Source organism: Bradyrhizobium sp. WSM4874 (assembly GCF_055811835.1).
This window is the reverse complement of sequence record NZ_JBVVPR010000013.1, coordinates 92,726-108,351: the sequence shown is the minus strand read 5'-3', so window position 1 is coordinate 108,351 and position 15,626 is coordinate 92,726. Positions and strand designations below refer to the sequence as shown.

Below are 15,626 nucleotides of genomic sequence, written 5' to 3'. Positions count from 1 at the left end.
GAGGTTAGCGCATGGCGAAGGCCAATACGCATCAGGCCAAAACCCAGTTCGGCTATCGCCGCCACCCCGATCAGGATCGTCCCGGCCAGAGCGCGGCCGAGCATCCCGTGGTGGTCGTCGGCGCGGGCCCGGTCGGGCTATCGCTTGCGATCGACCTTGCCCAGCGCGGCCAGCGCGTCGTCCTTCTGGATGACGCCGACCGCATCGGAGAGGGCTCCCGCGCGATCTGCTTCTCGAAACGCTCGCTGGAATATTGGGACAGGCTCGGCGTCGGCGACCGCATGGTCGACAAGGGCGTGGTCTGGAGCGTCGGCCGCATCTTCCACGGCGAGCAGCAGCTCTACCAGTTCAATCTGCTGCCGGACGACGGTCACAAGCGGCCGGCCTTCATCAATCTCCAGCAATACTACGCCGAAGCCTATCTGGTCGACCGCATCAGCGAGCTGCCCGAGATCAACCTGCGTTGGCGCAACAAGGTGACGGCGCTGGAGAGCCGCAACGATTCCGTCGCGCTGACGATCGAGACGCCGGAGGGCGCCTATCGCCTGCACGCGCAATATGTCGTCGCCTGCGACGGCGCGCGCTCGTCGCTGCGGCAGATGGTGGGCGCCGATTTCGCGGGACAGGTGTTCGAGGACCAGTTCCTGATCGCCGACGTCAAGATGACCGCGGAATTCCCGACCGAACGCTGGTTCTGGTTCGATCCGCCGTTTCATGCGGGACGTTCGGCGTTGTTGCACCGACAGCCCGACGACGTCTGGCGCATCGACCTCCAGCTCAATCGCTATGCAGATCCCGTCGTCGAGAAGAAGCCCGAGAACGTGCGGCCGCGGATTGCGCGCATGCTCGGCCACGACGAGTTCGAGTTCGAGTGGATCTCGCTCTACAAATTCCAGTGCCGGCGGATGGACCGCTTCGTCCATGGCCGCGTGATCTTTGCAGGCGATTCCGCGCACCAGGTCTCGCCCTTCGGCGCGCGCGGCGCCAATTCGGGACTCGAGGACGCCGAGAACCTCTCCTGGAAGCTCGACCGCGTGCTGCGCGGCGCCTCACCCGCGAGCCTGCTCGAGAGCTATCATGTCGAGCGCAGTGGGGCGGCCGACGAGAACATCCGCGAATCCACCCGCTCGACCGATTTCATGGCGCCGAACTCGCATCAGGAAGCGCGGCTGCGGAAGGCGGTGCTGTCGCTGGCGAAGGAAACGGAGTTCGGCAAGCGCATGGTCAATGGCGGGCGGCTCTCGGTGCCGTGCAGCTATGACTCGCCGCTGTCATCGCCCGATGCGGATGCGTGGCGCGCTGGCCCGCTCCCGGGTTGTTCGATGCTCGATGCCCCCGTTACGATGCGCGCGGGCGAGCAAAGCTATTTGACGGATGCGTTCCGGCAGGGCGGAACGGATTTCACGTTGCTGTCGTTCAGCAATGGCGCGGCGATCGATGCGCCCGTTGGTGTGAAGGACATCTGCATCGGCGGTGAGGACGGGCTCGCAGATCCGGCGGGGCTCACCGCAAAGCGATATGATGCGGAACCAGGCTCAGCCTACCTGCTAAGGCCGGACGGCTATGTCGCGGCGCGCTTTCGCCAGCCGACGCGTGCCGGCGTCGCGGCAGCGCTGTCGCGGGCCCAAGGATTGAATTGAGGATTCGCATGCCGCTCTCGACCAGCTCCAACTTCGCGCGACCCGACGACGCCTTTCGCGCCATCATGGAGGCGCATCGTGGCTTCACCGACGAGCAGAGCGCCGATTTCGACGCGGCGCTGGTGCTGATCCTCGCCAACCATATCGGCGATATCGACGTGCTGCGGGAGGCGATCCTCCTCGCCAGGCGGCGCATGATCGACGGCCAGCAGCAACAGCAACAACAGCAATAATGTCCAAAGGAACGAACTGATGGCGAAGAATTTCGCATCCACCGGCGACCTCTCCGAGAAGAAGATCACCTTCTCCGAGATCGGCACCGATCTCTACGCCTTCACCGCGGAGGGTGATCCGAACACCGCGATCATTGTCGGCGACGACGGTTGCCTCGTGTTCGACGCGCAATCGACGCCGGCGATGGCCAACAAGGTGATCGAGCGCGTCCGTACCGTCACGGATAAGCCGATCAAATATGTCGTGCTGTCGCATTATCACGCCGTGCGCGTGCTCGGTGCCTCCGCCTACAAGGCGCAGGGCATCGTCGCCTCGCAGGAGACCTATCGCCTGATCGAGGAGCGTGGCCAGCAGGATTGGGATTCCGAATATGGCCGCTTCCCGCGCCTGTTTCAGGACGCATCGAGCATTCCCGGCCTGACCTGGCCGACGCTGACTTTCGAAGGCGAAATGTCGATCTATCTCGGCAAGCGCGAGGTGCGCCTGATGCAGCTCGGCGCCGGCCACACCTCCGGCGACATCGTCGCCTGGGTGCCTGATGCCGAGGTGATGTTCTCCGGTGACCTGATCGAATACCACTCGGCCTGCTATTGCGGCGATGCGCACTTGCGCGAATGGCCGCTGACGCTGAACGAAATCCGCAACTTCAATCCTAAGGCGATTGCGCCGGGCCGCGGCGATGCGTTGAAGGGTGTCGCCACGGTGCGCGAAGCCATCGCGATGACGCGCGACTTCGTCACCTCGCTCTACGGCGCCGCCGAAATCTCGGTCGCCAAGGGCCGCACGCTGAAGGAATCGATGGCCGCGACGCGCGAGGTGATGGATCCGAAATTTTCGAGCTTCGCCATCTACGAGCACTGTCTGCCGTTCAACGTGTCGCGCGCCTATGACGAGGCGTCGGGGATCGACGACCCCGTGATCTGGACCGACAAGCGCGACCAGGAGATGTGGGCCGCCCTGCAAGGAGGAGGATAGAAATGAACATCAATACCTCGCCCGATCAGATCATTCGCAGCTCTGCCCAGGTCACGCCGGGCTACATGTCGGGCTTCGGCAACAGCTTTGAGACCGAAGCGCTCCCCGGCGCGCTGCCGATCGGGCGCAACTCGCCGCAGCGCTGTGCCTACGGCCTCTATGCCGAGCAGCTTTCCGGCTCGCCCTTCACGGCGCCGCGCGGCAGCAATGAGCGCTCATGGCTCTATCGCATTCGCCCGTCGGTGAAACATTCGGGTCGTTTCGAGAAGGCCGACGGCGGCCTGTGGCGTTCGGCGCCGTGCCATGAAAACGATCTGCCGATCGCGCAATTGCGCTGGGATCCGGCGCCGATCCCGAAGGAGGACATGACTTTCCTTCAGGGCGTGCAGACCATGACCACCGCCGGTGACGTCAACACCCAGGCCGGCATGGCCGCGCATGTTTATCTCATCACCAAGTCGATGGTGGACCAGCACTTCTACAATGCCGACGGCGAACTGATGTTCGTGCTGCAGCAGGGCAATCTTCGCATCGTCACCGAGTTCGGTCGGATCGACGCCGAGCCCGGCGAGATCGTGGTGATCCCGCGTGGCGTCAAGTTCCGGGTGGAGATTCCGAGCGGACCGGCGCGCGGCTATCTCTGCGAAAACTACGGCGGCGCCTTCACGCTCCCGGAGCGCGGGCCGATCGGCGCCAATTGCCTCGCCAATGCCCGCGACTTCCTGACGCCGGTCGCGCACTACGAGGACAAGGACACGCCGACCGAGTTGTTCGTGAAATGGGGTGGATCGTTGTTCAAGACGCAGTTGTCCCACTCGCCTATCGACGTCGTCGCCTGGCACGGCAATTATGCGCCGTACAAATATGATCTGCGGAGCTTCTCGCCGGTCGGTGCGATCGGCTTCGATCATCCCGATCCCTCGATCTTCACCGTGCTGACCTCGCCGTCGGAGACCGCGGGCACGGCGAATATCGATTTCGTGATCTTCCCAGAGCGTTGGATGGTCGCCGACAATACCTTCCGCCCGCCGTGGTATCACATGAACATCATGAGCGAGTTCATGGGCCTGATCTACGGCGTCTACGACGCCAAGCCGCAAGGCTTCGTGCCGGGCGGCATGAGCCTGCACAATTGCATGCTGCCGCACGGCCCCGATCGAGATGCCTTCGAGCATGCCAGCAACGGCGAGCTGAAGCCGGTCAAGCTGACCGGCACCATGGCCTTCATGTTCGAGACCCGCTACGCGCAGCGCGTCACCGCGCACGCCGCGAATTCCGCGACGTTGCAGGACGACTACGCGGATTGCTGGAAGGGCCTGGAAAAGCGGTTCGACCCGAGCAAGCCGTAGCGTTCTGCCCCTCTCCCCTTGTGGGAGAGGGTGGCTCGCCCCTCAGCGGCGAGACGGGTGAGGGGTTCTCTCTCCCCACATGAGCCTCTTGCAGTATCAATTGTCGATACAACCCCTCATCCGGCGCTTCGCGCCACCTTCTCCCACAAGGGGAGAAGGAAAAAGGACCGTCGAAAAGTGACAACGCACCCCAACGACCCCAGCCTCCGCTCTTTCATCGACGTCGATCCCGCCTCCGACTTCCCGATCCAGAACCTGCCTTACGGCGTGTTCTCGACCGCGGCCAATCCGACTCCGCGCGTCGGCGTGGCGATCGGCAATTATGTGCTCGATCTCTGGGAGCTCGAGCAGGACTCGCGGCTCGATGTCGGGCCGCTCGGCGTGTTCTCGACGTCGTCGCTCAATGCTTTCATGGCGCTGGGGCCAAAGGTCTGGGCGAAGACGCGGGCGCGGATCAGCGAGCTGCTGCGTGCCGATCATCCCGAGCTGCGCGATAACGAGGAGTTGCGCGAGCAGGCGCTGGTGCCGATGCGCGATGCGAAACTGCATCTGCCATTCGCGGTCTCCGGCTACACCGATTTCTATTCCTCTAAGGAGCACGCCACAAATGTCGGCGTGATGTTCCGTGGCAAGGACAATGCGCTGCAGCCGAACTGGCTGCACATGCCGATCGCATATAACGGCCGTGCCTCGACCGTCGTGGTCTCCGGCACCAAGGTGAAGCGTCCGCGCGGGCAGCTCAAGCCGCCGAATGTGGAGGTGCCGAGCTTCGGACCGTGCAAGCGGCTCGATTTCGAGCTGGAGATGGGTGTCGTGGTCGGGCAGCCCTCGCCGATGGGCGGCATGCTCACTGAGCAACAGGCCGAGGAGATGATCTTCGGCTTCGTGCTGCTCAATGATTGGAGCGCGCGCGATATCCAGCAATGGGAGTATGTGCCGCTTGGCCCGTTCCTCGCCAAGGCGTTCGCGACTTCGATCAGCCCGTGGGTGGTGGCGCGCGCGGCGCTGGAGCCGTTTCGCCTGAAGGGGCCGGAGCAGGAGCCGGTGCCGCTCGATTACCTCAAGCAGGGTAAGCCGCAGAACTACGATCTCGAGCTCGACGTCTCCTTGCGTGCCGCCGGAGCCAACGCGCCGGCCGGCATCAGCCGCACCAATTTCAAGTACATGTACTGGTCCTCGGTGCAGCAGCTGATGCACCACGCCTCCTCCGGCTGCGCCATGAATGTCGGCGACCTCCTCGGCAGCGGCACCATTTCCGGCCCGGAGAAGAACCAGCGCGGCAGCCTGCTGGAGATCAGCTGGAACGGCACCGAGCCGGTCGAATTGCCCGGCGGCGTGAAGCGCACGTTCCTGGAAGACGGCGACAGCCTCGTCATGCGCGGCTGGTGTCAGGGCGAGGGCTATCGCGTCGGTTTTGGTGAGGTCGAAGGGACGATTTTGCCGGCGGAGTAGGGCGCCCCACACTCCGTCTTGTAGGGTGGGCAAAGGCGCATCAGCGCCGTGCCCACCATTCCACTCCGCGATCGCGGTAGCGTGGTGGGCACGCTTCGCTTTGCCCACCCTACGAAGTCAGCGCATTTCAGGCGGTACGTCCTTGACCCGCGCGCAATGCGCCGCGACGTCCTCCATGCTGTACTTCAAATGCACCCGCTTGTCCGACGGCGCCTGGTTGGTGGTGCACACGCCCGGTCGCCATTCCTGCGTTGGCCGTATCGGGCGCGGCGCAAAACCGCCGCCGCAGTTCGGGCAAACATTGGAGAGTTTCGTCTCCACGCAGTCCGCACAGAACGTGCATTCATAGGAGCAGATCCGCGCATCGATTGCGTTCGGCGGCAGGTCGCGGTCGCAATATTCGCAGTTCGGTCGAAGCTGGAGGGCCATGGCTCAGTCTCCGCAGATTGGCGGGGATCATCGCAGATCGCACGCGCAGCGCGAATGCCGGATTTCCCTCGATTTCAGCCGGGTTTGATTTCCTTCAGTGGCAGACGCGTGCTTTCCTTGAGCCTGTCGAGCACGATCGAAGAGCGCACATGCGCCACGCTCTGGTGCGGCATCAGCACGTCGTTGACGAGATTGGAGAGACCCTTCAGGTCGCGCAGCACGGCTTTCAGCACATAGTCGGCGTCGCCCGTGAGCGAATAGGCCTCCTGGATCTCGTCGATGCGATTGACCAGCGTTCGGAAGCGTTTCGAGTTGTCCGGCGAGTGGGTCGCCAGCGTCACCTGGATGAAGGCGACCACGCCGAAGCCCAGGGCCTCGCTGGAGAGATCGGCGTGGTAGCCTGATATGACCTTCTCCTCCTCCAGCCGCATCCGCCGGCGCGAGCATTGCGAGGCCGAGAGGCCTGCGAGGTCGGCCAGTTCCTGGTTGGTGAGGCGGCCGTCGTCCTGGAGCGCGCCCAGGATCTTGAGGTCGAAGGCATCCGCCAAAGTCATGCGCAGTTTGTCCATTTTATACACAGATCGTGCACAATATAGCCAAATGACGTCCCATTTGCACGTTCATTGCGGGCCCTGTGAAGGATAATTCATGGCAGCAGCAATTTGGGAGAGCACCATGGGTCCGTTTCCGCACGATGCACCGCCGGCCACGATCAGCGCCGACAATCCGATGGGCACCGACGGGTTCGAGTTCGTCGAGTATGCGCATCCCGATCCGGAACAGCTGCACGCCTTGTTCAAGCTGATGGGCTATGCGCCCGTCGCGCGCCACAGAACGAAGAAGATCACGGTCTATCGCCAGGGCGACATCAATTACCTCGTCAACGAGGAGCCCGGCACGCACGGTCACGATTTCGTCGCCGCGCACGGCCCCTGCGCGCCGTCGATGGCGTTTCGCGTCGTCGATGCGAAGAAGGCCTATGACCGCGCGATTTCGCTCGGTGCCGAACCTGCCGATGTGTCCTCTGCGCAGAAGACGCTCGACGTTCCCGCTATCAAGGGTATCGGCGGCAGCCTGCTCTACTTCGTCGATCGCTACGGCGCCAAAGGCTCGGCCTATGACAGCGAGTTCGAATGGCTCGGCGTGCGCGATCCGCGTCCCGCCGGCGCCGGCCTTTTCTATCTCGATCACCTCACCCACAACGTCCACCGCGGCCGCATGGACGTCTGGACCGGCTTCTACGAGAAGCTCTTCAACTTCCGCCAGATCCGCTTCTTCGACATCGAGGGCCGCGCCTCAGGCCTGTTCTCGCGGGCACTGACAAGCCCCGACGGCAAGATCCGGATTCCGATCAACGAGGACGCCGGTGATTCCGGCCAGATCGAGGAATATCTCAATATCTATCGCGGCGAAGGCATCCAGCACATCGCCTGTGGTTGCCGCGATATCTACCGCACTATCGAGGGCCTGCGCGAAGCCGGCCTGCCCTTCATGCCGGCGCCGCCCGAGACCTATTTCGAACGGATCGACGCGCGCCTACCCAAGCATGGCGAGGACGTCGCGCGACTTCAGGCCAACGGCATTCTGATCGACGGCGAAGGCGTGGTCGACGGCGGCCAGACCAAGGTGCTGCTGCAGATCTTCTCGGCCAACGCGATCGGCCCGATCTTCTTCGAGTTCATCCAGCGCAAGGGCGACGACGGTTTTGGCGAGGGCAATTTCAAGGCGCTGTTCGAGTCGATCGAGGAGGATCAGATCCGGCGCGGGGTGCTGAAGGTGGATGCGGCGTAGGCCGCGGCTTTTTGGCAGACTGCCGCGTCAAAACAGCTGTCGTCCCGGCGAAGGCCGGGACCCATACCCCCAGGGAGTGGCTGTTGCACGCAGGCGGTAACCCCGAGTCTTCGCCAAACCAAATGTCGTGGCTATGGGTCCCGGCCTTCGCCGGGACGACCCGGAGTGTGGTGCGGCAGCAGAGATCTTGCAGCTCCTAGATCTAACGCTCCGCCCACGCCTTCGTCACCGCGCCGATCTCCGCCGCTTCCGGCTCGCGCACCGCTGATGGTGTCCGCGAAAAGCGTGGCGCCGGGGCCGGCTGCTTGACGCCGTGGCGCTCGACAAACACCTGCCGGGCGACCATGTGCGGATGCTCGGTCGCTTCCGACATGGTCAGCACCGGCGCAAAGCAGATGTCGGTGCCTTCCATGATCTTGCACCAGTCCTCGCGCGTCTTGCTCTTGAATACCGTCTTCAGTTTTTCCTTCAGCGCGGGCCAGGCGTTGCGGTCCATCTGCGCATCGAAATCGGCGTCGGTCAGGCCGGCGTGCTCGCGCAGCAGCGCGTAGAACTGCGGCTCGATCGAGCCGATCGAGACGAAATGGCCGCAGGCGCATTCGTAGACGCCGTAGAAATGCGCGCCGCCGTCGAGGAAGTTCTCGTTGCGGCCTTCGGTCCAGCGGCCGAGGGTGGTCATGTCGAAGAAGAACGACATCAGCGATGCCGCGCCGTCGCACATCGCGGCATCGACCACCTGACCCTTGCCTGACCGCGATGCCTCCAGCAGCGCCGCAAGCACGCCGACGACGAGGTAGAGTGCGCCGCCGCCGAAATCGCCGACCAAATTGAGCGGCGGCACCGGCGCTTCCTTCGTGCCGATCGCGGCAAGCGCGCCGGTGATGGAGATATAGTTGATGTCGTGGCCGGCGGCATTGGCGAGCGGGCCCTGCTGGCCCCAGCCGGTCATGCGGCCGTAGACCAGCTTTGGATTACGCGCGAGCACCACGTCAGGGCCGAGGCCGAGCCGCTCCATCACGCCGGGACGGAAACCCTCGACCAGCGCGTCGGCACTCGCAAGCAGATCGAGCACCTCTGCGATCGCCGCCTTGTCCTTGAGATCGAGCTCGATCACCTTGCGGCCGCGGCCCGCGACCGACTTCATGTTCTTCCTGGCGCCGACCCGATCGAGCGTGACGATTTCAGCACCCATGTCGGCCAGCAGCATGCAGGCGAACGGGCCAGGTCCAATGCCGGCGAATTCGACGATGCGGAAGCCTGCAAGCGGGCCGGAGGTGCGAACGGAGGAGGTGGGGGCTGATTTGTCGAGCAATTTGTTGTTTCCTCGGGTCGCGGGCGGATGCCGATCGTTCGGCAATCGCCTCGGACATTCCTCTGTGGGCGAGTTAATTGGCTGATTAACTTTTCTCGCCTTCACGCCAGTGAGGCAAGCGCTTTTCATCCGCACGGCCAAATAAAAACGGCGCGCACCGAAGTGCGCGCCGCGGAAAATTTGCGTCGAGGCGCTATCAGCGTGCGGCGGCCACCGCGCGCTGCGCCATCACCTTGATGAGGTTGGCGCGGTACTCCGCCGTGCCGTGAATGTCGGCCAGCAGATTGCTCGCCGAAATGCTCACGCCGTCGATCGCCGACGGTGACCAGTTCGCCTTCAGCGCCGCTTCGATGGCGGGGACCCGCATCACGCCGCTTTGCGAAGCCCCGGTCGCGGCCACCCGAATCTCGCCCGACTTCGTCTGCGCAACGAACACGCCGGTCAGCGCGAAGCGAGACGCAGGGTGGCGCATCTTTTCATAGCCTGCCTTCGCCGGAACCGGGAACGACACGGCGGTGATGAGCTCGCCGTCTTCCAGCGCCGTCGTGAACATGCCTTGGAAGAAGTCATCCGCCGTAATCGACCGCTTGTTGGTCTTCACGGTAGCGCCGAGCGCGAGCAGCGCGGCGGGAAAATCCGCTGCGGGATCATTGTTGGCGATCGAGCCTCCGATCGTGCCGCGATAGCGCACCGCGGGGTCGCCAAGCACCGAGGTGAGATAGGCGATTGCAGGAATCGCCTTCTTCACATCGGCATTCTGCATGATGTCGAAATAGGTCGTGCCGGCTTTGATGGTCAACACGTCGCCCGAGAGTTCGACGCCCTGCAGCTCCTTGATCTTGCCGAGGTCGATCACATCGGAGGGGCTGGCGAGGCGCTGCTTCATCACGGGCAGCAGCGTCTGGCCGCCGGCGAGGAACTTTGCTTCGCTGCTCTTGGAGAACAGGGCGACGGCTTCGTCGACCGAGGACGCGCGATGATAAACGGTCTGGTACATCTTCGTTCCTCTCCTTAAGCCGCGTGGATCGTGCGCCACACCCTGTCAGGCGTTGCGGGCATTTCCAGATTGTTCTTGCCGATCGCATCCGTGATCGCATTGATCACGGCCGCTGACGCCCCGATCGCGCCGGCCTCACCGCAACCCTTGATGCCGAGCGGATTGCCCGGGCACAGCGTCGTGGTGTGGGAGAGGTTGAACGAGGGAACGTCGTCGGCGCGCGGCATGGCGTAGTCCATGAACGAGGCCGTGACCGGCTGCCCGCTGGCGTCGTAGATCGCGTGCTCGAGCAACGCTTGTCCGATGCCTTGCACAAGACCGCCATGGACCTGGCCCTCGACGATCATTGGGTTGATCAGCCGGCCGAAATCGTCGGCCGCGACGAAGTTGACGAAAGAGGTCTTGCCCGTACCGGGATCGACCTCAAGCTCGCAGATATACGTGCCGGCGGGGAAGGTGAAGTTGGTCGGGTCGTAGAAGGCGCTTTCCTTCAGGCCCGGCTCCATCCCGTCGGGCAGATTGTGCGCGGTGTAGGCCGCGAGCGCGACCATCGGGAAGGCGATCGCCTTGTCGGTCCCGGCCACCTTGAACTCGCCGTTCTCGATGACGATGTCGCCTTCCGAGGCTTCCAGCGCATGGGCGGCGATCTTCTTGGCCTTGGATTCCATCTTCTCCATCGCCTTCAGGATCGCGGTGAGGCCGACGGCGGCCGAGCGCGAGCCGTAGGTGCCCATGCCGAACTGCACCTTGTCGGTGTCGCCATGGACGATCGAGACCTGGCTGATGGGAACGCCGAGGCGCTCGGCGACGAGCTGGCAGAACGTGGTCTCGTGACCCTGGCCGTGACTGTGCGATCCCGTCAGGACCTCGATGGTGCCGACCGGGTTGACGCGGACTTCGGCGGATTCCCACAGACCGACGCCGGCGCCCAGACTGCCGACGGCCTTCGACGGCGCAATGCCGCAGGCCTCGATGTAGCAGGACACTCCGATGCCGCGCAGCTTGCCGTCGGCCTTCGCCTTGGCCTTGCGCCCGGCAAAGCCGGCGTAGTCGATCGCCTTCATTGCGGCATCGAGCGAGGCGTTAAAGTCGCCGGTGTCATAAGCCATGATCACCGGCGTCTGGTGCGGGAACTGGGTGATGAAGTTGGTCCGGCGCAACGCGGCCGGATCGACCTTCAACTGCCGTGCAGCCGTCTCCATCAGACGTTCGATCAGATAGCTCGCTTCGGGGCGGCCAGCGCCGCGATAGGCGTCGACCGGCGTGGTGTTGGTGTAGACCCCGACCACCTCGGCATGGATCGCCGGGATGTTGTACTGGCCCGACAGCAGCGTCGCGTAGAGATAGGTCGGCACCGACGACGAGAACAGCGACATGTAGGCGCCGAAATTGGCGTAGGTCTTCACCTTCAAGCCCGTGATCTTGTTGTTGGCGTCGAACGCCATCTCGGCATGGGTGACGTGGTCGCGGCCATGCGCGTCGGTGAGGAAGGCTTCGGTGCGGTCGCCGGTCCATTTGACGGGACGGCCGACTTTCTTTGAGGCCCACAGCGCCACCATCTCTTCGGGATAGATGAAGATTTTCGAGCCGAAGCCGCCGCCGACGTCGGGCGCGATCACGCGCAGCTTGTGCTCGGGTGCGATGTTGTAGAACGCCGACAGCACCAGGCGGGCGACGTGCGGGTTCTGCGACGTCGTGTAGAGCGTGAAATGCTCTTCCGCCGCATCGTAATCGGCAATCGCGGCGCGGGGTTCCATCGCGTTCGGCGCAAGACGGTTGTTGGTAACGTCGAGCTTCACCACGTTGGCGGCCTTGGCGAAGGCGGCATCGGTGGCGCCCTCGTCGCCGATCACCCAGTCATAAACTTGGTTGCCGGGAGCTTCGGGATGCAGCTGCGGCGCGCCGGACTTGATCGCGGCGTGGACATCGGCGACCGCGGGCAGCTCTTCGTAGTTCACGACCACGGCTTCGGCCGCGTCGCGTGCGAGATTTTTGCTCTCGGCGATCACGACTGCGACGGCCTGACCGACGAAGCGCACCGTCTCCGGCGCCATCGCCGGCCATGCGCCCATCTTCATCGGGCTGCCGTCCTTGGAGGTGATGGCCCAGCCGCAGATGAGATTGCCGACCTTGTCGTCGACGATCTCCTGTCCCGTGAGCACCGCGACCACGCCTGGCATCTTCAGCGCGGCGGAGGAATCGATTCCCTTCACCTTGGCATGCGCGTGCGGGCTGCGGATGAAATGGGCATGGGTCATGCCCTGCAACTTGATGTCGTCGACGTAGCGGCCCTTGCCGGTAATGAAACGCTTGTCTTCCTTGCGCACGACGCTCGCGCCAATGCCTTCAACACCCATGTCTGGTCCTCCCGACCGGAATTTGTCTTGACCGCGCTTTCCCTCGAAAGCGGCGGCGATGGTTCTTATTTCGAGGCGGGCCGCTTACTCGGCCGCCTGCGAGACCTTCATGCGGCCTGCCGCATCCAGCACGGCTTTGACGATGTTGTGGTAGCCGGTGCAGCGGCAGATATTGCCTTCGAGCTCGTGCCGGACGGTGGCCTCGTCGAGCTGGCCACCATAGCGGTGCACGATGTCGATCGCCGACATGATCATGCCCGGCGTGCAATAGCCGCATTGCAGGCCGTGATTGTCGCGGAAGGCGGCCTGCATCGGGTGCAGCTCGTCGCCCTTGGCGATGCCTTCGATTGTGGTGATGTTGGAGCCGTCGGCCTGTCCCGCCAGCATGGTGCAGGATTTGATCGCCGTGCCGTCCATATGGATGACGCAGGCGCCGCACTGGCTGGTGTCGCAGCCGACATGGGTTCCGGTGAGGTTGAGGTGGTCGCGCAGCAGCTGAACCAGCAGCGTGCGGTCCTCGACGTCAACGGCAACAGCCTTGCCGTTCACCGTCAGTTTGACTGTAGACACGGTTGAACTCCTCCCGGGATCGATTTTGATTGTTTCTAATTAGAGACAGCGACCCGGAACTTTGCAACTACGATTTTGGTCGCCTGCGTCATGGAAAAGTCATTGATTCAGAATGGCCAGCACTATTGAGGAGGCCGAGTCGACCGGATCGGGCGCGGCGCCGGGCCGCAGCTGGGATGCCAGCCTCTATATGTCTAAGGGGTCCGCCTTGGCCGATAGAGCCGGAAATGCTGTGGGCGCACCGAATTTACCGCCCCTTATCGATTCTGCCTTAGTTTTGCGCAGCCAGGTCAGGGGGCGGGGCGCCACCGGATCTCGGCTGAATGAAAATGGGGGTGGAAATGTCCGGGCGTATCGCGTCGTCCTCGAAGCGCACAATAATTCCGACCCTCAGGTTCCGCGCCAAGATCATTCTGGGCTTTGCCGCCGTGCTGGTAATCTCCGCCGGCAGCATGGCCTTCTCCTATTTTGGCTTCGAGCGGGTCTCGTCCGGGGTCGGGTCCTACCGTAGCAGCGTCACCGAGGCCGATCTCGCCCGTAACATCGACCGGGAGCTGCTCGCCTATCGCTCGGCCGTCAAATATTTCGTCGTCACCGGCAAGGAGGACGACGCCAAGGCGGCGCTGGACGCGGAGACTGGCCTGAAAAGCGCCATCGACCAAGCGGTCAAGAGCGCCAAGAAGCCGGCGGGCCAGGAGAGCCTGGGCAAGCTCGGCAAGGAGTTTTCCAACTTCTCCGCGACCTTCGCAAAGGTCCTCCAGGCCAAGCGTGACAGCGCGCTGCTGGTGCAGAACCAGCTCACGCGCAACGCCAACCTCCTGAAATACAAGCTCGACGACATCGGTAACAACGCCTCCGATTCCGAGGCGCAGGCGATCGAGTTCGGGACCAAGCAGGTCAATGCTCAATTCCAGACCGCGAACGCGGCCGCGACCAATTTCGTGCTGACATCTGACCAGGCGATCGCGACCAGCGCGCTGGCGCGGTTGAAATTCGTCGAGAACTCGCTCAACGCGGTCTATTCCATGGACGACAAGATCGTCGCCGGCCTGAAGGACGCCAAGGAATTGCTCGGTGCCTATCGGGAATCGCTGGAGAAGCTGATCGCCAACGCCAAGATGGTCGATGCTCTCGTCACCGAGATGAGCGGCTCGGCCGGCGCGATCCTTCAGGGCGCCACTGCCATGAAGGCGGACCTCGTTGCCGAACAGCAGCGGTTGGAGTCCGAATCGGAAGCCACCATCGGGAAGACCGAGCAACTGGTGCTGATGCTGGCCGTCGGCGGCACGCTGCTCGGCGCGGTCCTCGCCTTCCTGCTCGGCACCGGCATTTCACGTCCGATGATCGCGATGTGCAAGGCGATGCGCGAGCTTGCCTCGGGCAATTTCGACGTCGTGCTGCCGGGCTTGGGCCGCAAGGACGAGATTGGCGAGATGGCCGGCGCGGTAGAAGAATTCAAGGTGCAGGCCGTGGCCAAGGCCGAGCGCGATGCGGCCGCCAACGAACTCCAGAACAAGGAAGCGAGCGCTGCTCGCCGCTCCGAGCTGATCCGTTTCGCCGACGATTTCGAGAGCGCGGTCGGCGCCATCGTCTCCAACGTCTCGGCCTCCGCCGTGCAGCTGGAATCGGCGGCCTCGACGCTGACCCGCACCGCCGAGACCACGCAGAGCCTGTCGAGTCAGGTCGCCGACGTCTCCGAACAGGCCTCCAGCAACATGCAGTCGGTCGCGACCGCGACCGAAGAGCTCTCGGCCTCTGTCGAGGAGATCGGCCGTCAGGTTCGCGATTCCAGCCGCATTGCCGAAGCTGCCGTGGTGCAGGCAAAGGAGACCGATAATCGCATTGGCAAGCTCTCGCATGCCGCCCAGCAGATCGGCGAAGTCGTCAAGCTGATCACCGCGATCGCCGAGCAGACCAATCTTCTGGCGCTCAACGCGACCATCGAGGCGGCACGCGCCGGTGAAGCCGGCCGCGGCTTTGCAGTGGTCGCCAGCGAAGTGAAGTCGCTCGCAAGCCAGACCGCGAAGGCCACCGACGAGATCTCCTCGCACATCACGGGCATGCAGGGCGCCACCGCCGAGTCGGTTGCGGCGATCAAGGAGATCGGCGCGACCATCGGCCAGATATCGTCGATCTCGACATCGATTGCGAGCGCGGTGGAGCAGCAAGGCGCGGCGACGCAGGAAATCGCACGCAGTGTCCAGACCGTCGCACAGGGTACTCAGACCGCCGCCACCGACATCGGTCAGGTCAACCGCGGCGCTGCCGAAACTGGCTCGGCCTCGGAAGAGGTGCTGCACTCGGCCAAGACACTGTCGTCCGAAAGCACCCGCCTGCGCGCCGAACTCGACCGCTTCATGGGGAATATCCGGGCAGCGTAAGCTCGAAGCGCGTCACGCACTCCGCCGTCGTCCTGGCGAAAGCCAGGACCCATGACCCCAAGGCGGAGTTGTCGGGCGAACTGCTAACTCCGAGTCATCGCCAAACTGCTCCCCGGGGTAACAGGTCCTGGATCAGCGC

Annotated in this window: 13 protein-coding genes; 7 read left to right on the top strand and 6 right to left on the bottom strand. The window is 63.7% G+C overall.

The features are described from left to right. The first annotated feature begins 11 nt into the window (after positions 1-11). The 5 genes from AC0L3P_RS16165 (at position 12) to fahA (ending at position 5,650) form a co-directional block, all read left to right on the top strand. Complete coding sequence (locus AC0L3P_RS16165) at positions 12-1,640, top strand: FAD-dependent oxidoreductase (protein ID WP_473302823.1); 1,629 nt, start codon at positions 12-14, stop codon at positions 1,638-1,640. 8 nt (positions 1,641-1,648) lie between these two features. Further along, positions 1,649-1,873, top strand: coding sequence for a DUF2783 domain-containing protein (locus AC0L3P_RS16160; RefSeq protein ID WP_275172668.1), 225 nt, complete (start codon positions 1,649-1,651; stop codon positions 1,871-1,873). Positions 1,874-1,892: 19 nt separating this feature from the next. Continuing rightward, on the top strand, positions 1,893-2,849 hold the full coding sequence (locus AC0L3P_RS16155) for an MBL fold metallo-hydrolase (RefSeq protein WP_275172669.1): 957 nt from the start codon (positions 1,893-1,895) through the stop codon (positions 2,847-2,849). Positions 2,850-2,851: 2 nt separating this feature from the next. Next, entirely contained in the window at positions 2,852-4,198 is a 1,347-nt protein-coding gene (hmgA, locus tag AC0L3P_RS16150) for a homogentisate 1,2-dioxygenase (protein ID WP_473302819.1), read from the top strand. A gap of 177 nt (positions 4,199-4,375) precedes the next feature. Next, the gene (gene fahA / locus AC0L3P_RS16145; RefSeq protein ID WP_473302817.1) at positions 4,376-5,650 is read left to right on the top strand and encodes a fumarylacetoacetase; all 1,275 of its coding nucleotides are present in this window, start codon (positions 4,376-4,378) and stop codon (positions 5,648-5,650) included. Between the two features lie 117 nt (positions 5,651-5,767). On the opposite strand, the gene AC0L3P_RS16140 is transcribed toward fahA, so the two are convergent. Continuing rightward, a complete protein-coding gene (locus tag AC0L3P_RS16140; protein WP_354210681.1) occupies positions 5,768-6,079 on the bottom strand; it encodes a DUF1272 domain-containing protein in 312 nt (103 codons plus the stop codon). 74 nt (positions 6,080-6,153) lie between these two features. Continuing rightward, on the bottom strand, positions 6,154-6,633 hold the full coding sequence (locus AC0L3P_RS16135) for an Lrp/AsnC family transcriptional regulator (RefSeq protein WP_473302811.1): 480 nt from the start codon (positions 6,631-6,633) through the stop codon (positions 6,154-6,156). 121 nt (positions 6,634-6,754) lie between these two features. Between AC0L3P_RS16135 and hppD the strand changes: the two genes are divergently transcribed. Beyond that, the gene (gene hppD, locus AC0L3P_RS16130) at positions 6,755-7,870 is read left to right on the top strand and encodes a 4-hydroxyphenylpyruvate dioxygenase (RefSeq protein WP_473302925.1); all 1,116 of its coding nucleotides are present in this window, start codon (positions 6,755-6,757) and stop codon (positions 7,868-7,870) included. Between the two features lie 202 nt (positions 7,871-8,072). Here the strand turns inward: hppD and AC0L3P_RS16125 are convergent, their stop codons facing one another. The 4 genes from AC0L3P_RS16125 to AC0L3P_RS16110 form a co-directional block, all read right to left on the bottom strand. After that, positions 8,073-9,182, bottom strand: a complete 1,110-nt coding sequence (locus AC0L3P_RS16125) for a CaiB/BaiF CoA transferase family protein (RefSeq protein WP_473302809.1) — start codon at positions 9,180-9,182, stop codon at positions 8,073-8,075. Between the two features lie 196 nt (positions 9,183-9,378). Further along, complete coding sequence (locus tag AC0L3P_RS16120) at positions 9,379-10,179, bottom strand: FAD binding domain-containing protein (protein ID WP_275172674.1); 801 nt, start codon at positions 10,177-10,179, stop codon at positions 9,379-9,381. 14 nt (positions 10,180-10,193) lie between these two features. Then, complete coding sequence (locus AC0L3P_RS16115) at positions 10,194-12,536, bottom strand: xanthine dehydrogenase family protein molybdopterin-binding subunit (RefSeq protein ID WP_275172675.1); 2,343 nt, start codon at positions 12,534-12,536, stop codon at positions 10,194-10,196. 84 nt (positions 12,537-12,620) lie between these two features. After that, a complete protein-coding gene (locus AC0L3P_RS16110; protein ID WP_473302806.1) occupies positions 12,621-13,106 on the bottom strand; it encodes a (2Fe-2S)-binding protein in 486 nt (161 codons plus the stop codon). A 341-nt stretch (positions 13,107-13,447) separates the two neighbouring features. Here AC0L3P_RS16110 and AC0L3P_RS16105 point away from each other — a divergent pair, with 341 nt between their 5' ends. After that, positions 13,448-15,487, top strand: a complete 2,040-nt coding sequence (locus AC0L3P_RS16105) for a methyl-accepting chemotaxis protein (RefSeq protein WP_473302804.1) — start codon at positions 13,448-13,450, stop codon at positions 15,485-15,487. Positions 15,488-15,626: the final 139 nt, after the last annotated feature.